This window comes from Ferdinandcohnia jepli, from assembly GCF_047246645.1.
Taxonomy (GTDB): Bacteria; Bacillota; Bacilli; order Bacillales; family Bacillaceae_L; genus Ferdinandcohnia.
Map to the genome: position 1 here is coordinate 31,991 of NZ_JBFOKR010000005.1, position 25,295 is coordinate 57,285.

The following is a 25,295-nucleotide window of genomic DNA, read 5'->3' on the forward strand; positions in this document are numbered from 1 at the left end:
TTCGCATAAGTGGAACTAACGAATAAGCTTTTGCTTAACTATAAGCAATCGCCGATTTCTCGAATATTGGTGCTAGGATAGAAATGAGGACAGCTATGAGAAAGCAATTTGTAGTAATTGGTTTAGGTCGTTTTGGTAGTGCGTTATGCAGGGAATTGGATATGTTAGGTCATGAGGTGTTAGCGATTGATTCTAACGATGATAAAATAAATACGATGTTACCATACTCTACAAATGCAGTTGTGGCAAATGCTACAGATGAAAATGTATTAAAGTCACTTGGAATACGGAACTTTGATGTTGCGATTGTCGGCATTGGAGAGGATATGCAATCGAGTATTCATTGTACATTGCTTCTAAAGGAAATGGGACTAAAAGTATGGGTAAAAGCCCAAAACTCATACCACCAAAAAATACTTGAAAAGATTGGTGCTGACCGGGTCATACAACCAGAACTAGATATGGGGATAAGAGTTGCTCATAAGCTAGATTCTGAGAATATTATTGACTATATTGAGCTTTCAAAGGATTACAGCATCGTAGAATTGATTGCAACAGCAAAAATTGATCAGCGCTCGATTATTGAGTTGAAAGTACGTGCAAAATACGGATGTACGATTTTAGCTATTAAAAGAGGAGAAGATATAAATATTTCACCATTACCAGAAGATATCATCTGTCGAGGAGATATTCTGGTTTTGGTGGGAAGTAATATTGATATAAAACGTTTTGAGGAGAAAGCGATGTAGGTTCGAGTATGTTTTTTTAATAGAATACTAGCCTCGAAAGGTGCGTTATAAAGATGATGTATAAAAAGAGTGTTAAACTTTCTCCTTATCAACTGCTCATACTAATCTTTTTTGTTTTTATTATGATTGGTACTTGTTTATTAAAATTGCCATTGTCAACAACGGAGTATATATCATGGATTGATGCATTATTTACTGCCACCTCCGCTGCGACAGTTACAGGTCTGATTGTAGTGGATACACCAGCTGTTTTTACGACATTTGGAGAAGTAGTCATTCTCTCTTTAATTCAGCTTGGTGGATTAGGAATTATGTCTTTTGCAGTCCTAATCTATATGATGCTCGGGAAAAAGATTAGTTTAAAAGACAGGATTATCGTGCAACAAGCTCTGAATCAGACATCCATTGGTGGTATTATTAAACTAGTAAAGTATTTGTTTATCTTTTCTCTAACTATTGAGTTAATCGGGATGATGTTACTAGCGTTTAAATGGGTACCAGAGTATGGTTGGGGAACTGGGCTATACTACAGCCTTTTTCATTCTGTCTCAGCATTTAATAATGCTGGTTTTGCATTATGGTCAGATAGTTTAATGGGGTATGTTGGCGATCCGCTTGTAAACACAGTTATCACAACCTTATTTATTATTGGTGGGATTGGTTTTACGGTTTTAATAGATGTTTGGCAAACTAAGAAATTAAAAAAATTCTCGTTACATTCAAAATTGATGATAATTGGTACTGTCGTCTTAAACGTAGTTGCGATGTTACTAGTTTTTGTATTAGAGTTTCATAACCCTAATACTCTGGCGAGTTTATCTACATTGTCTGATAAACTATGGGCAGCTTATTTTCAGGGAGTTGTAACAAGAACAGCTGGTTTTAATACAATTGATATTGCTGCAATAGATGAATCTACTGCATTCTTAATGGTAATTTTAATGTTTATTGGAGCGGGAAGTGCTTCAACAGGTGGGGGAATTAAACTAACTACATTTTTAGTAATAGTCTTTGGGGTACTTTCCTTTTTAAAAGGAAAAAAGGATGTAGTAATTTCAAATCGTTCCATTTCAAATGAAATTGTTTTTCGTGCCTTGGCGATATCTAGTATCAGCCTCTTTTTTGTTCTACTTGCTGTATTTATCTTAACAATCTCAGAGGATGCACCATTTTTAGTTTCATTATTTGAAGTGGTTTCTGCTTTTGGCACAGTAGGAATGTCGATGGGCTTAACGTATTCCTTAACATTGGTAGGAAAAATAATTATCATATTTATTATGTTCTTAGGAAATATTGGACCTCTCACACTTGTTTACTCTTTATCGAAACCACGTGTATCCAAAATTAAATATCCGAAAGAGGATTTACTAACGGGGTAATAGAGTTGCTAGTGACTGAAATGGTCGTTATGAAAAAGTTAGGAGAAGTCCAACCCCTCTGAAAAGAGAGGGATTGGGCTTTTCTATTATTTCCATTTTGAATGGTATGCTTAGTAATTTATGCTGAATATATTTGAAGAATATTCCCATCAGGGTCCGTTATAAAAATGGTATGTAATGCTTCCTTTCTATTGCTATTTACATTGAAATCAGATGTTTGTAGTAATCGATAATAATAAAATATCTTTAGAGGCTGTTGTTTTTTTACGGCTAACGAAAAGTCCTTAATTAGTGAAGGAGTAAGTAATTGATTGTTATTATGTATAGGTGAGTTATGATTTTCCTTTAATTTAATCCTAGAACGGTGAAGGGCCGTTTTTACTGAAGTATTACTGATTCTTAGCATTTCAGCAATTTCTTCAGAAGTGTATTGAAAAACATCTTTTAATGTTAACAGCATAGCCTGGCGAATTGGAAGAGTACTAATTAAAATTTCTAGTAAGCTATCCCATTCAGTAGGGTCAAAACTACTGGTATATAATTCATTAGGAGAAGTTGGAATTTCAGTTTTTTTACGTTTTTCATCAATAAATAGATTCCTAGCTGTTTTATATAGAAATGAAAGATTTATATTTCTATTTGGATCATCCTTTTTAATTTTAATAAATTTTATCAATGTCTCCTGAACTAAATCTTCGGCAATCCATTCTGAGCTAGTTAAAGATAAGCAATATCCATATAACTTTAAGGAAACTTCTTCAATATTATTTATTTCAATAGCCATTTTTCCTCCAATAAATTTTTATAGATTATGTAACTTTTATTTAATTATAATCGTTTGTAGAGGAACAAAGAATAAGGAGAGTGATTTTGGATGTTTAAGGTAGGCAGTATTTTTATTCCTGTTACAGATTTGGAGCGTTCTAAAAAATGGTATGAATTGAATCTGGGTGTAACTAAAGTAGATGAGTGGCAGGAAAACGGAGAAGACCATGGAGTAGGGTACGTTTTTAAAGGTGAGACGGTTGGTCTTGCTCTAATAAAAGTAGAAAAACCACAACCAACAGAATTTATAACTAAAGGAAAAAACAAAAACGTATATTATAATTTTGTAGTTGATCAAATTGTACCAGTATACGATCAGCTCAAACAAAATGGAGTTGAAACAACAGATATACATGATTATGGTCTGATGAAAGGGTTTGATTTCTTCGACCCTGATGGCAATTCGTTTAGTGTAGTAAGTGAAGAAAAGGATTCACCTTACCATATAGATAATTTAAAATAATATAAAATAGTGGAAGTAACCAAGTAGGAGCTTCCACTATTATTTTGGACGCAGGTTACATATAAGTGATGTGATTCTATTATTTAATTTTAGATAATAATCAACAACTAGTGGGGGATGCAGCAATGGCTAATTCAGCATTTTGGCTAAAAAACGTACGTTTAGAAAAAGGATATTATATCGAGGACGACCACGTTTCAGGAACCATTACAGAGGTGTGTCATATAAAAATTGAGGATGGTAGGTTTGCCAGTATAGTTCCAGAAGAAACGGAATTAAATGATAATCTCGACAAGTATAATACGAAAGAATTGTTAATGCTTCCTTCCTTTAAGGAAATGCACATACATATTGATAAAACATATTATGGAGGACCTTGGAAGGCGATCAAACCGGCAAAAAGCATTTTGGATAAATTTGCTGAGGAAAAAGAACTGCTTCCAAAATTATTACCCACTGCAAGGGATAGAGCCGAAAAGATTTTAGAAACAATCCTTGGTTTTGGGTCGACCCATGTGCGTACCCATTGTAATATTGATCCTGCTATTGGTTTATCTAATTTAGAAGCGACAAACCTGGCGTTAGATGCCTTTACTGGAAAAATGACATCTGAAATTGTCGCGTTCCCACAACACGGTCTTCTTCGTTCAAATATGGTAGAGCAAGTGAGACAAGCTTTGAAACAAGGGGCTACTATAGTGGGTGGGGTAGATCCTTTTAGTGTTGATAATAACCTAGAAAAATCATTAAATACCATGGTCGAACTTGCAGTTGAAGCAAATGCAGGAATCGATATTCATCTTCACGAAAGAGATGCCATTGGATTAAAAACGATGAATCTTCTTGCTGATTTAACAGAAGAAGCAAGCTTACAAGGTAAGGTAACAGTGAGTCATGCATTTGGCTTTGCCGAAGAATCGAAAATAGCTGCTTCTGAGCTAGCTGATAGATTTGCAAAACTTGGAATAGCCGTAACCTCAACTGTACCAATCGGCAATATAATAATGCCATTACCTATGCTTCGAGAAAAAGGGGTAAAAGTTGAACTGGGTACGGATAGTCTAACAGATCATTGGTCACCATTTGGTAACGGTGATAACTTAGAAAAGGTTGGCAGATTGGCAGAACTGTACCGACATGTGGATGAAGTTGCTCTCGCTCAATCTTTAGCGTATATTACGGGAGGCATTACACCATTAGATAAAGACGGGAACCGTGAGTGGCCACAGGTTGGCGATCATGCAAATATAGTACTTGTTGACTCGAGTTGTTCTGCCGAAGCAGTTGCAAGAAGAGCGGCAAAACGTGTAGTACTTTTTAATGGGAAGTTTGTTTCTGGGGAGATATAAAGTGTTAAAAAAGCAACGCTCCCGGTGGGCGTTGCTTTCAATATTTATGATTCAAGCTTAGTTCTCTCGGTGATTATAGGCTCAACATGTACATGGACATCATAAATATTATGTTCACAGATTAATGTATCTTCAACCCTCGAAGATATTTCATGTGCTTGAATTATATCTAGATTGCTGGGAACTGAAATGACAACATCTACAACATTGCTATTGCCATAGGTCCTTCCTTTTATATTCTTTATTTCTAATACCCCATGTACTTTTAGTATTGTCTGTTTATACTTATCTAAATCCTTTGTGTCAAAACCATCGGTTAAATAATGTGTAGATTCTCTAAAGATGTCCCAACCAGTCTTACAAATTAGTAAACCAACAATGACTGCTGTAACAGGATCAAGCCAAGGCATCCCAAATTGAGATCCGATGATACCAATTGCGGTTCCTATACTCACCAAGGAGTCAGATAGATTATCTTTTGCAGCAGCCATTACTGCATGACTTTTCACCTGTTTTGCCAAATTTTTATTATATTGATAAACAAATAGCATAATAAAAGCAGAAAAAATTCCTGTCCATGCTGCAAGCATATCTGGAGATTCAGCATTCCCAACAAATAGAGAAGAAGCTGCACCATATAAAACCTGTAAACCTACTAATACCATGATAAAGGAAGCAAGTAAGGAAGCTACTGTTTCTGCTTTCCAATGTCCATATGGATGGTCATCATCTGCCGGTTTTTGAGAAAGCCGTAAACCAATTAATACGGCAACTGATGCAATTATATCAGTTGTATTATTAAACCCATCTGCGCGCAATGCTTCAGAGTCAGTTAGATAGCTTATTACTAGTTTTAGTGTTGCTAATAGTAGATAAACAACGATGCTTATTATCGCACCACGTTCCCCTAACTTTAAATCATTATATCTTTGCTCCATTTTAGTTCCCCCGAATTTTCACATCGACCCTTATTGTAACAAAGCAAATTCGTGTTAGTCTACGGCAACGTTTTTTCGAAAAGGCAATAAAATAACAGTATGGAAAGAGTGTTTACTTGAGGAAAAAATAAATTTAAAACTATTATCAGTAATATAGATAAAGTTAGATGAATAATCTATTAATTAATGATGGTAGTTAATTATCTTTAATTAAAAATATTTAAGTGTCGAAATAGTAAAAATATTTTGTTTTGTTTGAAGGAATTATAGAAGATTTGTCGAAATAATTATAAATTAAATATGGAGGTATGTTCATGATGTAATTGCGCTAATAGTTTTCTAAAAATTCCCAATAATTTTAATGTTGTACATCGTGTAATACCAAATCCAATTAATATTTCTATTGGAGATAAGTAGATTTTACAATTATTGTTGCTAGTTTTTAAAACTAAATATAAAAAAGAGAAAAGGGGATGAAGAAATGAAAAAGTTTAGTTTTTTTGCAGTACTTTTATTTTTAGTAATGGTAGTAAGTGCTTGTGGCAGTGACTCAGAGAGTGCCTCAGTAAGTGAGGATGGAGTCCTAACACTAGGAGAAACGGGTCTTTTTAAAACTGATAAAGGTGAGTTTGAGGTAACATTGGACGAGATTAAGTATGAAGCAGGTGGAGATGGAGAAAAATCTTTAAGAGGAACATATATTGTTGCAAATGCTACTGTAACGAGTAGGGCTGCTAAAGCAGTAAATATAGAGGATGTTTTACCATTTAAAATCTATGTTGATGATGTCGTGAACTGGAACAATGTATCTGTTGGTAAAGAATACAGTTTTGGCACCCAGATTGCTGGAGAAATTAAAGAGGGCGAATCAGTAACTGGCAGTGTTATATTTGATGCGAGGGAGTCGGAAACATATACGATTATCTTAGGTGGTAAAACAAACCCTAATAAACTTGTATGGGAATTAACTCCAGCTGATTTTAAATAGAAGTGAAGTTTTTGGTTTGAATAATGTAGAATGGGCCAGGTTTTTAACCTAGGCTCATTCTTTTTTTTAGCAGATAGGAAAGCAATAAATTCTTTCCTATCTGCATAAGTGCAACTACGGCTCTGCTGTCACCTTTAGGCTCGGCAATCGCCGAGTTTTCTAAGACCACTTTACCGATGAATGATACGTAAAAAATTGGAAATCCTATAGTCAAAATTATTTTTTGAACAGCGAATGTAATATAGGCGAATATGGTGACGAACATTATGACGTATTGGATTAAAGAAATGGAGGGCTTTTTTTATGACTTCTGAACATAAGCTACCAGAAAAAGTAGAGCCGTTTTGGAGAGTGAATATTGATATACCTGAGTTTCCAAAATTGGAAAACGATCTTGAGGTAGATGTTGTCATTGTAGGTGGCGGGATTACAGGCCTCACTTCTGCCTATGTATTAGTAAATGAGGGGCTGAAGGTTGCCGTCTTGGAAGCAAATAATTTAGTTAATGGTACTACAGGACATACGACTGCAAAAATAACAGCACAGCATGATCTTATTTATGATGAGTTCATCAGAAACTTTGGAAAAAGTATGGCCAGATTGTACTATGAAGCGAATACTGAAGCCCTTCAATTTATTAAGAAAACAGTTGAAGAACACCAAATAGAATGTGATTTTAAAGAGCAGGATGCTTACCTTTATTCAACTACAGATGAGTATGAGCAAAAAATTAAAACTGAAGCTGAGGCTTATGAGAAGTTAGGCATAGACGGCGGCATAGTACATAGTATACCTTTTGATATCGAAGTGAAAAATGCAATTGTCATGAAAAACCAAGCACAGTTCCATCCAGTAAAATACCTTGCCCATCTCACAAAAATTATAAAAGAAAAAGGCGGGTTGGTTTTTGAAAATACAGTAGCTGTTAATGTGGAACCTGGAGTTAAGCCTACAGTTTTAACTCGTGATGGAAACAGAGTCACTGCAGGCTTTGTTTTATCCTGTTCGCATTTTCCTTTTTATGAGGGCTTAGGGTTATATTCCGCAAGAATGTATGCAGATCGGTCATATGTAGTTGCGGTGAAAGCAAAGGAGAAATATCCGGAAGGAATGTATCTTAGTGTAGATAAACCATCACGTTCCCTGCGTTCCGCATCTAATAATGGCGAGGAGGTCGTTATTATCGGAGGTGGAGGTCATAAAGCAGGACAAGAAACCAAAACAATGTTGGAATATGAGGGGTTAGGTACATTCAGTGAACAGGTCTTTGAGTTGGAAGATATTATAAATAGATGGTCTGCTCAAGATTTAACAACATTAGACAAGATTCCTTATATAGGAGAACTAACTACAGACCAGCCTAATATATTAGTGGCAACAGGATACAGGAAATGGGGAATGACCAGCAGTACAGTAGCTGCACTTTTATTTAAAGATATTATTTTAAAAAGAAATAATCAGTATCGTGATTTGTATTCTCCATCACGTTTCTATGCACATCCTAGCTTAAAACAATTCTTGCTTACAAATGGGGATGTAGTTAAGCACTTAATAAAAGGAAAAATGGAGATGCCTCATAAAAAAGTGGAGGAATTACAAAATGGTGAAGGTGCTGTTATTTCTATAAACGGGCATCGCAAGGGTGCATATAAAGATGAAGCAGGAGAATTATTCATCGTGGATACCACTTGTACACATGTTGGATGTGAAGTAGCGTGGAATAACGGGGAGAAATCATGGGATTGTCCATGCCATGGATCACGATTTTCCTACACTGGTGAAGTGCTAGAAGGGCCAGCAGAAAAACCGTTACAAAAATATGACTTTACTATGTTGGATGTTTTAACATCGGAAGATTCTGGTTATTAGTAAAAAAAATGACGTGATATTTCACGTCATTTTTCATTGGAGCTGTAAAAATCTTTACCTATCTCACTAGTTCTAAAAGCTCGGTAATCAATGGTTGTTAAATGTGTTATTTGGAGTATTGTTGTTGCTAGAAGTCTTATTAGATATATGGGGAGATTACCAGGTATAAGCGCCTTCACATGTACCAGCTTGCGGCTCATAATAACAATGTTGTTTAAATTGTCCTGTAAACGGTTGATCGTACCATGTAGGGGGGCATGCACCATACGGATTAAAGTACCAAAGTGAATGTTTGGAAGGATGTTCTCTCCAGAAATCTAGGGTTTGTTTGGCTAGTTTTTTTTCTATTTCTCTGGCAGGATTATAAAAAACATTCCCCTTTTGTACTGCTTCAAACGAGTAATTTCCACCTTGCACTTGATAAATTACATCCCGTATTGTTCTCAATCCTTTAAAATCCAAACAATTTGCTTTTCGTCGATTAACTATTACATTACCAACCATAAGCATGCCTAGTCGACCTTCACCCTCGGCTTCGGCTCTCATCATCCTTGCAATTAAGTCAATATCCTTGTCAGTATATTGTACTCTTGGCATTTTCATCACCTCTAAGAGCAGTGTATGAAAGTTGCCTATAAAAATGAAGGGTTTTTGTAAATTTTTATACAGATAAAGGTGCATAGAACCCTTCTCATTACTTTTTATTAAGTAATTCTTACTCGAACCCCTCCAATTGAGATGAGAAAAGAGTGCCCCGAAAATAACTTGTAACATCAGCGAAAAGCATTTGCGGACCTTTTACAGCAATACTGCGCTCTGAAGGTAGGGGAAGAAAGGTAATGTTATGTTTAGAAACTTTACGAAAGGGGTTCTGAACATGTTTAATAAGCAGTTTGCACCTTATGTCAGAAAGGAAGCAGGGCTTTACATCTGGGGATTTGTGGGGAGTTTGTTTCGTTTTATGATTCCTTTGTCCGTTCCGCTCATTTTAAAATACGTTTTTGACGGTTTGCTACAAAACGCTGCCTATACAAATACTGAAAAAGCAGAAAAATTAATGTTAATAGCATTATGTATGGTCATCATATTTTTATTTGCACGCTATCCAATGGAGTATGTTCGACAATTTTGTATACACACAGCAAATAATAATATTCTCAAGAGGCTCCGCCAAAACATCTTTAATAAAATTCACTCACTTGATGCAAAGTATTTTACAGAAAATAAAAGCGGGGAAATTGGTACACGTTTTTTTGATGATGTAGAAAAGGTCAGAGGATATTTAACAGCAACGATAGGAAATATAGTAATCGAAATGATTGTTCTGATAACTGTGATTTGCATTATGATTTTCCTGAACCCAATGCTTGCGATTATCTCAATTGTTCTCATATCAGTTCAGTTTTCACTTGCACACTATTTCTCAAAAAGATTTAAGTCATCTACAAAGAATTTGATGAGTGAGCGTTCTAGTTTAAACGGATTTATCTTTGAAAAGATTCAAGGAGCATTTCTTTCTAAGTTATTTTCTGCAGAAAAACGTGACAAAGAGGAATTAAACGAACGCCTGGAACGATACGAAGTGCTAACAGATAAACATGCAAAAATAAATGCACTCTCTTTGGCTTCCGTTAACGTTTTAATCGATTTTACACCGTTACTTGTTGCATTTATTGCGAGTTGGTTTGTCATTGAGGGGAACTTAACAGTTGGTAGTCTTATTGCTTTCTTTGCATACGTAGAAAAAATGCGAAGCCCTGTTGCTGCACTTGTTCAAGCATTCCCAGTGATTACAGAGGGGAGTGTTGCTCTTCATCGAATCTTTGCCTTTTTTTCTATTTCAGAAGAGATACTGGAAAAAGAAAATCCGGAGGTATTAGATAGATTTGAGCAATCTATAACATTTAAGAATGTTTCATTTTCATATAATAATAGCCGTCAAATATTGAATAATCTAGATTTTAGGATGGAAAAAGGAAAAACGTATGCATTTGTTGGTGAAAGTGGTGGAGGGAAAAGTACAATTTTACAACTTCTTATGAGAATGTACGACGTAAGCTCCGGAGAAGTGACAATTGATGGAAATAATATTAAGGACTATTCAATTTCAAGTTTGCGAAATAAAATGGGAATCGTGACGCAGGATAACTTTTTATATAGCTCTTCAATTAAAGATAATATTAAGCTGGGGAAACCTGATGCAACAGATGAGGAAGTTAAACTAGCAGCAAAGAAAGCTTTTGCTGACGAATTTATTACAAAGTTACCTGATGGATATGATACAGAGATCGGAGAAAGAGGGATTAAGCTCTCAGGCGGACAAAAACAAAGAATATCACTTGCGCGAGTTTTTTTGAAAGACCCGGACATCTTAATTTTAGATGAGGCTACGAGTGCACTCGACAATGAAAGTGAAAGGCTCGTTCAACAATCAATTCATCAGATTGGAAGAGATAAAACCGTCATTATGATTGCTCATAGACTCTCTACAATTGTATATGCTGATACAATATTTGTAATGAAAAATGGAGAGATAATTGAAAGTGGTAACCATGATGGTCTATTACTCTTAGATGGGTATTACACAGATTTATATTCAAAACAAAATAAGATTGAAACTATACAGAATTCAAGAAAAACAACTAAATTGGTCTCTGCTGTATAGAAAGTGGAAACTATTCTTGAAAAATGTCCGTGACTACTGTGGTTACGGACACTTTTCGTGTCTGTTAGATATTCAAAAAAAGATACAAATATTTATCTATTCTTTTAATAAGTGGTCATGTAAAATGGAATTAAAAGGAAAAGATAACCTGTTAGGCGGTGGAAGATTGGATAAAACAAGTCATATGAACTGGGAATTTGAAACCATTACAAAGCATACCCAAGATTTACTTATAGTTGTTGATCAAAACCAAATCGTTCAGTTTGTTACCCCTTCCTTAGAAACGATTCTAGGATATCGTCCTGAAGAGTTCATTGGAAAAAATGCATTTGATCCGGTTTTTTATGAAGATCGTGACAGATTAATAGCTTCACATCGAGAAGTGGTTACTCAAAAGGACCCTAAAATTGATGAATATCGTGTTTTTCATAGGAATGGAGAAGTGAAGTATCTTGAATCAAAAGTAATGCTAATTCCGAACGACCCAGATAATCTTGTTGTGGTTTCAATCAGAGACATTACCCTACGTAAATCGATGGAAGTTGAGCTTGAAAAGCGAAAAAATCGCTATCAACAATTACAAAATCAACTAAAAAGTTATTCTCAAGATTTATCAATGGTTTTGAAGGTGTCAGATCTTAAAAATAGGCTGATACAAGAACTTGAGACTGTGCTCCCGGAATCTGAGCCTTCTATTAGCATCTTTCACCGAAAAAAGAAAACTTTTGAAACAAATTACCCTTTGAGACTTTCAGGTTATTTGGCAAAAATGACGGTCGGTCGACTTCTAGATGATAGCGAACAAATACATATATTAATCGGGAACCGTAAAGAAAGGGCCAACATTCTCACAATAAAGTCTTCTTCAATCAAGGAATCAATGGATTCCATATGGTTTGAAACACTGATTTTCTATACAGTTATGGTTTTTGAGAGTTTAAACGTTATTGAAAATCTATTGAATCAATTGGAAAATGAACTCCAGAAAAATGATAAGCCTCAATGGATTTTACGGTTATTATTTAATCTATCTGAAAAACAAAGGACGGAATTATCTAGTGATTTACATGACACGGTGTTACAGGAACAAATGATGTTATACCGAGATCTTGAAGTCATTTTAAAAGAGCACCACTTTGTGGGAGATATTGATGAGCAACTTAAAGGTATTGTTCAAGGATTGTTGGACTCTATTCACCAAATTCGAACGACTTGCAACGAGTTGCGCCCTCCATTATTACGAGAGCTTGGGCTATTACGGTCGTTAGAAAACTTATTTGAATATACACAAATTTCGTCTTCTTTTAAAATAAGATTTCAAACGAAAAATACAGATGGTCTTGTTTTAAACGAAGAAGAAACAATTGGTATCTATCGAATTGTCCAGGAGTTACTTAATAATGCAGTGAAACACTCACAAGCTAATAATCTACATTTTCATATAAGTAATGTAGAAGAAAGGCTTATTATGGACTATTCAGATGATGGAAGAGGCTTTGAAACTAATAAGCTAACACCTACGTTTAAGAGTATCGGTCTTTCAGGTATGAAAGAAAGGATTAAAAGTCTAGGGGGGGTTATTGAATTTGACTCACAGCCTGGAAAGGGACTACGAGTAAGGCTACAATTGCCAATCAGTGTATAATTGCTACTTAAAATAGACCACTCATGTGGTTTATTTTTTTTGCTAATTGAAAAGCGTGTACTCGCCTATAAGACTCGGCACGTGCAGTTTTCTTTAAAAAAGGTAGAGATGCTTAGGTTATTGGTGGAAATTTATGATTTTTAAACGAAATTTTCCGTTGCGGAAATCAACACAATGCTGCGGGGATACCCAAAAGAATTGCGGTTTTTAAGATTGATATCTTATATACAATGATATTGTCAAAGTAATCGTTAAGGAAAAGGGAGGGTCCCTGATTTGAGTCATTCATCATTTGAGCCTGTCAAACAGGACATAATTAACGATCTTAGGCGAGTTGCTAATCAGGTTAGTGAGATTAAGGAATGTATTCAAAAAGACTTCTATGTTGATGAGGTAATTCCCAAAATCTCTTCTGCACAAGCAGAACTATACAATTTAAAAAAACGACTACTAGAGGAACATGTAAAAAGCTGCATCTTACTCTGTTTAAAAGAGAATGACAATGCAGTTATTGATGAGCTAATGATTACAGTAGCAAGAGTAATGAAGTAAAACATTCATAAAGGAGAGAAGAAAAATGGAAAAAGTGATGTTACAAGTAAAAGGAATGTCATGCCAACACTGTGTCAAATCAATTGAGAGTAATGTAGGAAAACTCTCTGAAGTTAAAAAGGTAAAGGTATATCTATCAGAAGGTAATGTTGAAGTAGAGTTCAAGTCTATCACAGGGAAGCTGGAAGATATTAAAAATTGTATAGAAGATTTAGGGTATGCGGTATGTCATTAATCAATCTTTACACGGTGTAAAGTTAATGTAGGAAGGAACGAACTGCATGAGCGAGAAGAAAGCTAATTTACAAATCATTGGTATGACATGTGCAGCATGTGCAACAAGGATAGAAAAAGGGTTAGCGAAGCTGGAAGGTGTTAACGAGGCTTCTGTCAACCTTGCCCTAGAGCAATCAACGATAAACTATGAACCTGATATCATTTCTGTTAAAGATTTGGAGAAAAGGATTCGGGACATTGGGTACGATGTGGTCACAGAAACGCAGGAGTTTATTATTACTGGGATGACTTGTGCAGCATGTGCAGCACGAATTGAAAAAGGGTTAAACAAGATAGACGGCGTAGCAAATGCTACTGTTAATTTGGCATTAGAATCGGCGACTGTGGAATACCACCCTTCTATGGTCGATGTGACTCAACTAACTCAAAAGGTTGAAAAGTTAGGCTATGGAGCAAAACGAAAAGATGAGGCTAGTAGTGAAAAGGTAGACCCTCGAGAACTTGAGCTGAAGCGCCAAAAGGGGAAATTTCTTTTTGCGATGTATTTATCATTGCCAATGGCCTTAGTAATGTTCGCTGATATGGCTAACGTCCCGGATACTTTTGGGATACAGACTTTCTTTATGAATCCATGGGTGCAGCTTGCTTTGGCTGCTCCTGTACAATTGTTGATTGGAATGCAGTTTTATATTGGCGCCTTTAAAGCTGTTCGCAACCGAAGTGCCAATATGGATGTACTAGTTGCACTTGGTACTTCTGCAGCTTTTTTTTATAGCTTATACATCACAATTGAGTCATATGGAAAAAGCGCGATGATGCTCGAAGTTTACTTTGAAACGAGTGCCATTTTAATTACGCTCATACTTTTAGGTAAGATTTTTGAAACTAGTGCAAAGGGGCGTACCTCTGAAGCTATTAAAAAGTTGATGCAACTACAATCGAAGCTTGCTATTGTTGAAAGAAACGGTCAGGAATTTGAATTACCGCTTGAAGAGGTAGTAGTAGGAGATATTCTCTTAATTAAACCAGGTGAAAAGGTCCCTGTTGATGGTGAAATTATAGAAGGTAGGACATCTTTAGATGAATCGATGCTAACTGGTGAAAGTGTTCCGGTTGATAAGACAATTGGAGACGAGGTTATTGGTGCAACAATTAATAAAAACGGTTTTATTAAAGTACGGGCGACAAAAGTTGGTAAGGATACAGCACTTGCGCAAATAATAAAAATTGTGGAATCAGCACAAGGTTCAAAAGCCCCAATACAACGGTTGGCGGACCGGATTTCGGGGTTTTTTGTCCCTATTGTTGTTGGCATTGGTTTACTGACTTTTTTTGTATGGTATTACTGGGTATCACCGGGAGACTTCGCTGGTTCGCTTGAAAAATTAATTGCAGTTCTTGTCATTGCTTGTCCATGTTCCTTGGGGTTAGCAACACCAACGTCAATAATGGCAGGTTCGGGCAGGGCTGCCGAATTCGGAATCTTGTTCAAAGGTGGAGAACATCTTGAGAGAACCAATCTATTAACGACAATCGTGTTAGATAAAACAGGTACGATAACAAATGGTACTCCTGTATTAACAGATGTTATCATTGCCGGAGATTTATGTGAAGAGGAGTTTTTACAGATCGTAGCATCTGCTGAGAAGCAGTCTGAGCATCCTTTGGCGAAAGCGATTGTTGATGGGGTAAAAGAAAAAGGCATCTTTTTTACAGATCCGACTGAGTTTGAAGCAATCCCAGGATTTGGTGTTAAAGCAAACATTGATGGAAGGGAAGTCCTAATTGGGACACGGAAGCTACTGATGCAACACAATGTTTCGTTTGAAAAGTCAATAGGTAAAATGGAAAAACTTGAACATGCTGGAAAGACAGCCATGCTGGTTGCAATTGATAGTTTTTATGTCGGAGTGATTGGAGTTGCAGATACCATTAAAGATACGTCTGAAATGGCTGTAAAGCGCCTAAAGGATATGGGATTAGAAGTAATTATGATAACAGGTGACAATCAAAATGTTGCTCATGCGATTGCTAAACAAGTTGGGATTGACCATGTATTAGCAGAAATTCTACCTGAAGGAAAGGCAGAAGAAGTTAAGAAACTTCAGGAACAAGGGAAAATTGTAGCAATGGTTGGTGATGGAATTAATGATGCACCTGCATTAGCGCTTGCTGATATTGGTATGGCAATTGGAACAGGTACTGATGTTGCGATCGAGGCTAGTGATATTACTCTCATGCGTGGAGATTTAAATGGGATTGCAGATGCCATCCATATGAGTAAAAGCACGATTCGAAATATAAAACAAAACCTATTCTGGGCCTTTGCCTATAATACAGTGGGAATTCCGGTTGCTGCTTTTGGCTTTTTAGCACCGTGGTTAGCAGGTGCGGCCATGGCATTTAGTTCAGTGTCTGTGGTGTTAAATGCTCTTAGACTTCAGCATGAAGAAGCCAATGTCGAGGATAATACACATCGTGGAGTTAATATGAAACGATTAGTAATCCCGGCATTGCTTTCATTGGTGGTTTTGTTTGGCGGTTATTTTATTTATACCAATTTGGTAGATAATGCGGACGAAGAACAACCTGTGTCGGTGAAAGTTGATCTAGACCAACCGGATAGTTCAGGTAAAGAATAACGATATTTTTATGAGTGCATTGGGAGTTACAATAGCTCAATGGGCGTAGAAACACCTGGTTTTTTTGAGGAATGATTCAATATCTTTACGGGAATATACTGAGGTTTTGCGGTTTTTCGTGAGGAGTGTGACTATATGATATCTATTACATGGATATATATACCAATAATTCGGTTTAAATCAAGGAGTGAGTTCAATGAGAAAATGGGCAATTGCAGGAATGATTTATATTACAGTCGTTGTTTTTGGATTTGAGGCATATGACAGATGGTTTGCAGAAGAAGAGAGCAAAGTAGCTCAAGCCGGGATGCAGGACATGGGTAGTATGGATTTAGAAAGTAAAGAATCCAAGAACATGGATGATATGAAAGATGAGGCTTCAGAAAGCATGGAAGGAATGGAAAATATGGGGGAATCGAGTCATGGTGAGGATGGGGTTGAGACAGAAGCGAGCCATGGACATAGTGATGGATCACATAGTGAAGGAAGTCAAGTAAATGCGTTTGTGGTTAACGATGAAGACCACATAAAACTCATCTTAAAAGACAAAGTTGGAAACCCGGTAGACGATTTAGAAGTAAATCATGAGAAATTATTTCATTTAGTAATTGTTGATGAACAATTGCAGAAATATTACCACGTACATCCAGAGAGAACTGCTATTGGTGAGTTTACAGTAGAAAATACTCTTCCCGATGGCTACTATAAGGCATTTATAGATATTAAGCCAAAGTCACATTCGTACGCAGTAGAACCTATTCCATTCGTAGTTGGAACTCCTAAATCAGAAACACAAGGTCATGCTTTGGTGCCAGATACTACTTTTACAAAAACAGTAGAAGGAGAAGAGGTTACACTCTCAGTAAGTTCGGTCAAAGCAGGGGAGAATGTGAAACTATCGTTTGGATTAGATAAAACAAACCTAGATCCATATTTAGGGGCTATGGGCCATGTAGTAATACTTGATGAATTTGGTAAGAAATTTCTTCATGTACATCCGTCTAATGATGTTGACACTATTTTTGAAACAAAGTTTGAACAACCAGGTATTTATAAAATTTGGGCTGAATTTCAACAAAATGGTAAAGTTCGAGCATTCCCATTTGTCATCGAGGTAATTGAATGACGATACCATTTAGCTTTGGGAAATGAGGGAAAGGTCAAGCGGCCTTTCCCTTTTGATGACTATTGGAAAATAGTTCAAAATAAATATTTATACCCCTCTGTTTCTCAGAAGAGAAATTCAACCAACCTATATCTCTAAAAAAAGCACCAATCACGCAAGATTTTTTCGGTTCAGGTTATGTGAAATTCAGGTAAACTAGTATTAGAAGATATTTACAGGTGGTGTTTACATGAAATACAATGAACAGTTTTTTGAAACCATCCTAAATCATACGAGTGATGTTATCATGATTTGCGATCGAAATCGCCATGTTGTGTACCTTACCCCAAATGCGTATGAGATTTCGGGTTATGGCCCTGAAGAATGGAAAGACAGAGATACTTTTTTTCTCCTCCATCCAGATGATAGAGAATATATGGAAAAAAGGCACCAAAATCTACTTGAATCAGAACAAAGGAATTCTTCAGAATATCGAACGATTATGAAAAATGGCGAAGTAATGTATTGCGAATGTAAAACAACACCACTTCCTGAGACAAAGAACTATCTTCAAGTGGTATCAATGAGAGATATTACTGAACGAAAGCTAATGGAAATGGATCTTGAGTATCACAAAAATCGTCATGAAACCTTACAGAACAGCCTCAAACGTTTTTCAAGTGAAATTACTACCATTATGAAGCTAGTTGAGCTTGAAGACAAAATGCTTAAAGAGGTAGAGTCAATTCTCCCTGGTTCAAATCCAATTATTCTTACCGATTTTCCTAGTGAAGTAAGAGATTTGCAAGACGGGAAATTGGTAACGGTTTCTAATAAGATTTTTATTAAAATAGGTGATCTACAGCAGCTACCATATATTCTGACATTAGAGGCTAATGGGATTCATGATCAAATGGAAATCATTTGGTTAGAGACACTTATTCATTATTCAATGATGCTTTTTGAAAATTTACTTTTAATAGAGAATCTTATGGTTCAACTGGAGACAGCGGCCCAACAAAAAAATACACCGCAATGGATGCTAAAGATGATGTTTGACATTCAAGAACAACAAAGAAATACGTTATCGAGTGATTTGCATGACACCGTGTTACAGGATCAAATTGATATATATCGTAGACTAGAATCAATCCTACATCGAGATGAAATTGAAGAAACAGCGAAATCAAAACTAATACAAATTGAACAAGGTTTATTAGATATCATTCATGACATCCGGACAACTTGTAACAATTTACGCCCACCTTTGTTACGTGAATTGGGAATTGAATCGGCTTTGATCAATTTGTTTGATCATGTTCAACTAACTTCTACTTATAAAATACGTTTTTCTCCTGGTGGTCTTTCAGCGCTATCGATAAGTGAGTATGAAACGATTGGAATATACCGGATAGTTCAGGAGTTGCTGCACTATGCGGAATTCGTATCTGGAGCACAGGACGTAACATTTGATTTCTGTTATAAAAATAATAGTTTGGTGATGACCTATCATGATGATGGTATTGGGTATGTTGAAATGATTGGTCATGACTTAACTAATGTAAAATTAAACAGTGTAAACCAACGAGTACAAAGTCTCGGAGGTAAAATTGATATTATTTCAAAGACTGGTGGAGGCTTAAGGTTACTTATTACACTTCCTATTGATCCTGCAAGTATCCACGCAAAAAAGGCGTAGGCACGCAGAATTATTACGGCTCAAGATAGACACAATTGAGCTAACATACAAATATAAAGTTGAAAATAGGTGGTGTTTTTATGAACTTCAACCAGCAAATGTTTGAAACCATCCTTACTCATACTAGTGATATGCTCTTTATTGTTAATCAATATCGTCACATTATTTACGCGACCCCTAGTTTTTATGAAATTACGGGCTATAGTCCTGAAGAATTAAATGATGTAGACGCATTTATTATTGTTCATCCTGAAGACCGAGAGCTGATGATGCATCGACATAAGCATTTACTAGATTCTGAGGAGAGTAATTCCAGTGAGTATCGTATGGTTAGAAAAAACGGAGAAATCCGGTACTTTGAGTGTAAAACTACCCCACTTCCAGGCACAGAGAATTATCTGCAAGTTGTCTCGACAAGAGATGTTACCGAGCGAAAGATGATTGAGTTGGAACTCGAGTATCACAAAAACAGACATGAAGTATTACAAAAAAGTTTAAAAAATTTCTCAAATGATCTGACGGCAGTTATGAAACTATCTGATCTTGAGAACCGGATGATGAAAGAGTTGGTAACTATTCTTCCAGATTCGAAGCCTAAAATTACTTCGACATACTCCGATGAAGTAGGTAATGACATGAATTTGCCTATTGGTAAAATAACAATGATTTCTGACAACATATTCGTTAAAGTAGGCGAGAGAAAGAACCGTCCTTATATCATCTCTCTTGACGCTCTTGAAGTCAGTGAACCAATGGAGTTAATCTGGCTAGAAACGTTTGTTCATTATTCAGTCATGGTTTTTGAAAATTTAAATATGATTGAAAATCTGATGCATCAGCTAGAAGCGATAACCCTTCAAAAAGAAACCCCACAATGGGTGTTTCGAATGATGTTTAACCTTCAAGAACAACAACGCTTGACACTATCAAGTGATTTACACGATACCGTCTTACAGGATCAAATTGACTTGTATCGAAGACTTGAAACGCTATTAAAACGTTTTGAAATTGATAAGGAAGCAAAAACGAAGTTAATCGAAATTGAACAAGGCTTGTTGGATATTATTCATGCAATACGAGCTACATGTAATAATTTACGGCCACCTCTTTTAAGAGAATTGGGACTGGTAAGTTCACTAGAAAATTTGTTTGATCATATCCAGCTATCGTCCACTTATAAAATTCAGTTTTCATCAGGTAATCTTTCATTGATTAGTTTAAACGAAGAGCAAACTATTGGGATATATCGGATTGTACAAGAGTTCCTTCATTATGCTGAAGAATTTTCTAAAGCGAGTGTAGTAAGATTTAACTTGTATAGTGAAAATGAAAAATTAAAACTTGTATATAGTGATAACGGAAGAATGTATGATGCAAATGAAAAAGATAACTGGTCAACAAATCTGAGGATTACTAGTGTAAGTCAACGAGCGAAAAGTCTTGGAGGGAGAATGGATATCACCTCAAAGCATGTCAGTGGGTTTGTAGCTACACTAGAGCTACCCAACCAATTAGAAAGGAGTTTAGTGTAATGGTAAATATATTAATTGTAGATGATCATTTATCGATCATCGAAGGGACGAAAATGCTGTTAGAACAAGAACCTGATTTTAAGATTACCGTTGAAAACAGCTCATTAAATGCAATGAATATAATTAAGCTACACCATTATGATGTACTACTATTTGACTTATACATGCCACATCTCAATGGGCTTGAATTAGCAAAGCAAGCACTTGCATATAATCCTGATTTAACAGTTTTAATATATACAGGCTTTGATATTAAGCCACATTTTAATCTACTTGTAGAAGCGGGAGTTTCTGGATTTCTATCCAAAACCTCTTCAAGAGACGAGTTAGTAGCAGGAATTCGAAGTGCAATAAGAAAACAAGTCATTTTGCCGCTTTCTTTGGTCAGAGAACTAAGGAGACCAGGGATAATAACAGATAGCTCTAATTCTTATGAAAAAGTAGTCTTAACTGCAAACGAAGAACAAATCTTATCAGAGCTTTCTAAAGGAAAAAGCACACGTGAGATAGCTGCAACTTTAGCAATGAGCCAAAGATCATTAGAATATAATTTAACAACTCTTTACCAAAAGTTTGGTGTCCGTACGAGAGTAGATACCATCGCTAAAGCAAAAAAACTTGGATTAATTCCAGAGGAAGAATTGAAATAATAATACGTGTTGAACTACCTAGGTTTCCTGGTAGTTTTTTTCTTTTGAAGGGAACCGCAAAATCTTGCGGTTCCCTTCAATTTGTCTGCGGTGTTCTTCAAAAACTGTTCGGTTGTTCTCTCATAAGAGTGCGGTTTGAATTATGTCTCTCCTTAGTAGAATGAGAGTGTAGAAACTAATAAGTCTAATACCAAAAAACAAAGCCTGTTAATAATGTTGGTAAGATACCTACGAAGAGAGTGAGGAGATGAAAATAAAGAAAGTTCACAAGGAAGGGGAAGTCGTTGATCGATAAGAAGGTTAAATCGACGATAAAAGTATAATTATTCGAAAGTTAACAGGTAGTTGATAAACTAAAAATCACAAATTGGAGGAAAGAAAATGAAAAAGAGTACAAAGATTGCTAGTTTCGTAATCGGTGGAGTATTGGTAGTTTCCTTAGTATCAGGTGCATTATTTACACAGAAGGGTTCTGCTTCATACGAAGAAGAAAAGGTTCAAACAGAGGACATTACAACGTATTATAGTTTCTCAGGAACAGTTGATGCAAAGAGCAGACAAAATATAGTTAGTCAAAAAGAAATGCATGTTGAAGAAGTATTAGTTAAACCAGGGGATAAGGTGAAAATGGGAGATGTGTTACTGATTAGCTCAGAAGGAGAAGAGACAAGGGCCGAAATTGATGGAGAAATAGCGGGTGTATATACGAAGAATAATAGTCATGCCATCAAAGGCTCAAGATTGGTTGATATTGTAGATTATAGCAATTTACATGTGAAAGTTAAAGTTGATGAATATGACTTAAAATATGTCGAGGTTAATCAAGAAGTAGATGTAACAATTAATGCTCTAGAAAAAGATATCAAGGGTAATATATATGATATCTCAAAAGAGGCGATAAATGAGAACGGGATTTCATACTTTACAGCCATGATTGATTTTGATAAAGATGAAACAATTAGAGTTGGGATGAGTGCAGAAGTAGAAGTTTTAAAAGATCACGCTAAAGAAATTAAAACAGTATCGATGAAAGCAATTCAGTTTGATAGTAAAAATAAACCTTATGTAATGATAGCTTCTGAAGAAGGGGAAGCAATTAAACAATATGTTGAAACAGGTATAAATGATGGTATAACCGTAGAAATCAAGAAAGGATTAGAGGTAGACGATAAAGTTTTGATTCCAAAAACATCTGAACAGCCTAGTGCTACTGCTATGCATGGAGGGGGAAATCAATAGTGAATAGTAACATTCTGACAATGAATCAAATAACAAAGTCATATATCATGGGGGCCGAAAATCAAATCGTTTTAAAGCAGATTGATTTAGAAGTTAGGAAAGGGGATTTCCTTGCAGTATTAGGGCCATCTGGTTCAGGGAAATCAACGCTAATGAATATAATTGGATGCCTCGATTCACCGTCTAGTGGAGATTATGTATTATCAAATCAACCGATTAATGAGTTAAGTGATAAAAAATTGGCTGCAATTCGAAACAAAGAAATAGGGTTTGTTTTTCAACAATTTCAATTGCTGCCACGACTAAGTGCATTACAAAACGTTGAACTTCCTCTAGTTTATGCAGGAATAAATGAAAAAGAAAGGAAGGCAAGAGCCAAAGAGATGTTAAGCAGAGTGGGACTTGAAGACAAAATACAAAATCGTCCAAATCAGCTTTCAGGCGGTCAGCAACAAAGAGTTGCCATTGCTCGTGCAATGGTAACTGAGCCTACCATTCTACTTGCAGATGAACCTACTGGAGCATTAGATCAAAAAACAGGGCAACAAATAATGAAACTCTTTCAAGAGATTAACAATGAGGGAAAAACCATTATCATGATTACACACGATATAGAAATTGCGCAACACGCAAATAGAATCGTCCATATATTAGATGGTCAGCTTAGGGAGGAGAGGGCGTATGTTTAAAGAAAATCTCAAAATGTCCTGGATGAATGTGATGAATAATAAAATGCGCTCCGCTTTAACCATTTTAGGCATTGTCATTGGTGTCAGTTCAATTATTGCCCTTATTACGATTGGTAAAAGCTCAATGAATGAAATGACGAGTGAATTTGAATTATTTGGTGCAGATAAAATATCTATACAAGTGATAGGTACGCCTCTAAAACAAGGGCTTATTGAAAGTGATATTGAAAAACTTCAACAGATTGAAAATGTGGCAGGTGTGTCACCAACTATTTCAGGGAATACGACAGTGGTTGCATCTGGTGCTGAGAAATCCAATGTAGTGGTCCAAGGGAAAAATGATGTGTACTTTTCCAAAAGTAAAGATTTAATTGAAACCGGTAGGGGCATTAATCAATTGGATATTGAAAGTGAAAATAAAGTCAGTCTGATTGGATCGACAATTGCGAAGGAGATGTATTTTGGGGAAAATCCGATAGGTAAAGAGTTAATTATTGGTGGGGTATCTTATACAATAATAGGAACATTAAAAGAATCTAATAACTTTTCCAACGCATCTATGAATGAATCTGTTATTATCCCGTATACGACTTCTATGAGCTTACTAGGAACTGGTTATGTAACAAGTGTAGATGTATATATGACAAATTCTACTAGCTCAGAGAAGATTACAGAAGATATTGATGCAGCTTTATCCGAGGCATTTAATGATAAAAAAGAAGCATTTTCGGTAATGAATATGCAGGATATGCTCTCTTCAATCAATAAAATAACAAATATGCTTTCTTTTATGCTAGGTGGGATTGGTTCCATTTCTCTCTTTGTTGGGGGTATTGGAATTATGAATATGATGCTTGTTTCCGTCACAGAAAGGACTACTGAAATTGGTCTTAGAAAAGCACTAGGAGCAGAACCTAAACGAATTCAACAGCAGTTTTTGCTTGAAGCTGTCTTTCTTTCATTAATCGGTGGAATTATAGGATTCTTCGGGGGTGCCTTCATTGCATATGTTGTGTGTTTAATTATGGGTACTAAGTTAATTCTAACAGCTTCAACAGTCCTATTGGCACTTGGATTCTCTGCAGGAATTGGAATTATCTTTGGTATTGCACCGGCAAGAAAAGCATCTAGACTTCATCCGATTGATGCATTGAGAAGTGTATAGATAAATTTGTTTAGAACTACCAGGAATACTCCTGGTAGTTCTTCTTTTAGCAAAAAATTTTCTTTTTTGTTATTGTCAAACTAACACATGTTAGCTTATAATACTAACGAACGTTAGTATTATAATAATAAAAGGGGATAACGATAATGGAACAAACAAGGGTATGGGCTGCTTTAGTTATGAGAACTGTCTTTTTTCTTGTGTTTGGTTTAGTAATAATTGTGATATGTAGTGTAATTGGTGTGGATGATGCCATGAAAGAAGCAGAGAAATGGTGGCCGTTTCAAGCAATTTTAGCTAATATTGCTAGTTTTCTTGTATTGAAGAATTTGTTGAGAAAAGAAGGGAAACCCTATAATTCAATCCTTCACTTTAGAAAAGGAAAGTTTAAAAAAGACATTTTAAAAGGCTTACTTTACTTATTAATTAGTTTTCCTTTTGCTGCGTTAGGGTTATATGGACTTTCCTATTTAATCTTGGGAGATATTCAACCACCTACAAACATGATGCAGGCTCTTCCACTAGGGGCTGCAGTTATTGCAGTAGTCGTTTTTCCACTAACAAATGCATTAGTTGAACTTCCGACATATTATGGGTATGCTTTTCCTAGAATAGAAAAGAAATGGGGAAGTGTGGCATTGGCAATCGTTCTTCCTGCCCTCTTTTTAGCAATACAACATGGACCACTTCCAATTGTATTAGGAGGATCATATATTGCCTGGCGGTTACTTGCTTTCATTCCATTGGCCTTAGTTGTTGGGATTATCTTTCATAAAACAAGAAACATGACACCATTAATTATCGCTCACTTTGTGATGGATCTACAAATGGTGGTATATGTGTTAATGGCTTCCTTAGGATTTTCTATTGCTTAAAGATTAATGAAAGCACAGCTGGAGAGAATTCTCTTCACCT

The 25,295-nt window shown here is 35.9% G+C and carries 22 protein-coding genes; 19 read left to right on the forward strand and 3 right to left on the reverse strand.

What is annotated here, in order from left to right:
- Positions 1-95: 95 nt before the first annotated feature.
- Together AB3M96_RS06380 and AB3M96_RS06385 are read left to right on the forward strand one after the other, a co-directional pair.
- Positions 96-749 carry a potassium channel family protein gene (locus AB3M96_RS06380; protein ID WP_412966743.1) on the forward strand — a complete coding sequence of 218 codons (654 nt, stop codon included), beginning with the start codon at positions 96-98 and terminating at the stop codon, positions 747-749.
- A gap of 56 nt (positions 750-805) precedes the next feature.
- Positions 806-2,128 (forward strand): TrkH family potassium uptake protein, encoded by a 1,323-nt coding sequence (locus tag AB3M96_RS06385; protein ID WP_412966945.1) that lies wholly within the window; start codon positions 806-808, stop codon positions 2,126-2,128.
- A 118-nt stretch (positions 2,129-2,246) separates the two neighbouring features.
- Here AB3M96_RS06385 and AB3M96_RS06390 read toward each other — a convergent pair whose 3' ends face one another.
- Entirely contained in the window at positions 2,247-2,912 is a 666-nt protein-coding gene (locus AB3M96_RS06390) for an RNA polymerase sigma factor (RefSeq protein ID WP_412966744.1), read from the reverse strand.
- 90 nt (positions 2,913-3,002) lie between these two features.
- Between AB3M96_RS06390 and AB3M96_RS06395 the strand changes: the two genes are divergently transcribed.
- Together AB3M96_RS06395 and AB3M96_RS06400 are read left to right on the forward strand one after the other, a co-directional pair.
- Positions 3,003-3,416, forward strand: a complete 414-nt coding sequence (locus AB3M96_RS06395; protein WP_412966745.1) for a VOC family protein — start codon at positions 3,003-3,005, stop codon at positions 3,414-3,416.
- Between the two features lie 125 nt (positions 3,417-3,541).
- Complete coding sequence (locus AB3M96_RS06400) at positions 3,542-4,765, forward strand: amidohydrolase (RefSeq protein WP_412966746.1); 1,224 nt, start codon at positions 3,542-3,544, stop codon at positions 4,763-4,765.
- 44 nt (positions 4,766-4,809) lie between these two features.
- Here AB3M96_RS06400 and AB3M96_RS06405 read toward each other — a convergent pair whose 3' ends face one another.
- Positions 4,810-5,703, reverse strand: a complete 894-nt coding sequence (locus AB3M96_RS06405; protein ID WP_412966747.1) for a cation diffusion facilitator family transporter — start codon at positions 5,701-5,703, stop codon at positions 4,810-4,812.
- A gap of 481 nt (positions 5,704-6,184) precedes the next feature.
- Between AB3M96_RS06405 and AB3M96_RS06410 the strand changes: the two genes are divergently transcribed.
- Positions 6,185-6,691, forward strand: coding sequence for a hypothetical protein (locus AB3M96_RS06410; RefSeq protein WP_412966748.1), 507 nt, complete (start codon positions 6,185-6,187; stop codon positions 6,689-6,691).
- A 303-nt stretch (positions 6,692-6,994) separates the two neighbouring features.
- A complete protein-coding gene (locus tag AB3M96_RS06415) occupies positions 6,995-8,560 on the forward strand; it encodes an FAD-dependent oxidoreductase (RefSeq protein ID WP_412966749.1) in 1,566 nt (521 codons plus the stop codon).
- 156 nt (positions 8,561-8,716) lie between these two features.
- On the opposite strand, the gene AB3M96_RS06420 is transcribed toward AB3M96_RS06415, so the two are convergent.
- Positions 8,717-9,157: a cell wall hydrolase gene (locus tag AB3M96_RS06420; RefSeq protein ID WP_412966750.1), complete on the reverse strand. Its 441-nt coding sequence runs from the start codon at positions 9,155-9,157 to the stop codon at positions 8,717-8,719.
- A gap of 280 nt (positions 9,158-9,437) precedes the next feature.
- Between AB3M96_RS06420 and AB3M96_RS06425 the strand changes: the two genes are divergently transcribed.
- The 13 genes from AB3M96_RS06425 (at position 9,438) to AB3M96_RS06485 (ending at position 25,255) form a co-directional block, all read left to right on the forward strand.
- On the forward strand, positions 9,438-11,225 hold the full coding sequence (locus AB3M96_RS06425) for an ABC transporter ATP-binding protein (RefSeq protein WP_412966751.1): 1,788 nt from the start codon (positions 9,438-9,440) through the stop codon (positions 11,223-11,225).
- A gap of 124 nt (positions 11,226-11,349) precedes the next feature.
- A complete protein-coding gene (locus tag AB3M96_RS06430) occupies positions 11,350-12,870 on the forward strand; it encodes a PAS domain-containing sensor histidine kinase (RefSeq protein ID WP_412966752.1) in 1,521 nt (506 codons plus the stop codon).
- A gap of 276 nt (positions 12,871-13,146) precedes the next feature.
- A complete protein-coding gene (locus tag AB3M96_RS06435) occupies positions 13,147-13,422 on the forward strand; it encodes a metal-sensing transcriptional repressor (protein WP_412966753.1) in 276 nt (91 codons plus the stop codon).
- A gap of 25 nt (positions 13,423-13,447) precedes the next feature.
- Entirely contained in the window at positions 13,448-13,657 is a 210-nt protein-coding gene (locus AB3M96_RS06440; RefSeq protein WP_412966754.1) for a copper ion binding protein, read from the forward strand.
- 46 nt (positions 13,658-13,703) lie between these two features.
- Positions 13,704-16,301 carry a heavy metal translocating P-type ATPase gene (locus tag AB3M96_RS06445; protein WP_412966755.1) on the forward strand — a complete coding sequence of 866 codons (2,598 nt, stop codon included), beginning with the start codon at positions 13,704-13,706 and terminating at the stop codon, positions 16,299-16,301.
- A gap of 196 nt (positions 16,302-16,497) precedes the next feature.
- Positions 16,498-17,427, forward strand: coding sequence for a DUF8832 domain-containing protein (locus AB3M96_RS06450; protein ID WP_412966756.1), 930 nt, complete (start codon positions 16,498-16,500; stop codon positions 17,425-17,427).
- Between the two features lie 229 nt (positions 17,428-17,656).
- Positions 17,657-19,105, forward strand: coding sequence for a PAS domain-containing sensor histidine kinase (locus AB3M96_RS06455; protein ID WP_412966757.1), 1,449 nt, complete (start codon positions 17,657-17,659; stop codon positions 19,103-19,105).
- A gap of 80 nt (positions 19,106-19,185) precedes the next feature.
- The gene (locus tag AB3M96_RS06460; protein WP_412966758.1) at positions 19,186-20,637 is read left to right on the forward strand and encodes a sensor histidine kinase; all 1,452 of its coding nucleotides are present in this window, start codon (positions 19,186-19,188) and stop codon (positions 20,635-20,637) included.
- A complete protein-coding gene (locus AB3M96_RS06465; protein ID WP_412966759.1) occupies positions 20,637-21,287 on the forward strand; it encodes a response regulator transcription factor in 651 nt (216 codons plus the stop codon). Before AB3M96_RS06460 ends, AB3M96_RS06465 begins: the two co-directional genes overlap by 1 nt.
- A gap of 381 nt (positions 21,288-21,668) precedes the next feature.
- On the forward strand, positions 21,669-22,526 hold the full coding sequence (locus AB3M96_RS06470; RefSeq protein WP_412966760.1) for an efflux RND transporter periplasmic adaptor subunit: 858 nt from the start codon (positions 21,669-21,671) through the stop codon (positions 22,524-22,526).
- Positions 22,526-23,215 (forward strand): ABC transporter ATP-binding protein, encoded by a 690-nt coding sequence (locus tag AB3M96_RS06475; RefSeq protein ID WP_412966761.1) that lies wholly within the window; start codon positions 22,526-22,528, stop codon positions 23,213-23,215. Before AB3M96_RS06470 ends, AB3M96_RS06475 begins: the two co-directional genes overlap by 1 nt.
- Positions 23,208-24,380 carry an ABC transporter permease gene (locus AB3M96_RS06480; protein WP_412966762.1) on the forward strand — a complete coding sequence of 391 codons (1,173 nt, stop codon included), beginning with the start codon at positions 23,208-23,210 and terminating at the stop codon, positions 24,378-24,380. Before AB3M96_RS06475 ends, AB3M96_RS06480 begins: the two co-directional genes overlap by 8 nt.
- 146 nt (positions 24,381-24,526) lie before the next feature.
- The gene (locus AB3M96_RS06485; RefSeq protein WP_412966763.1) at positions 24,527-25,255 is read left to right on the forward strand and encodes a CPBP family intramembrane glutamic endopeptidase; all 729 of its coding nucleotides are present in this window, start codon (positions 24,527-24,529) and stop codon (positions 25,253-25,255) included.
- Positions 25,256-25,295: the final 40 nt, after the last annotated feature.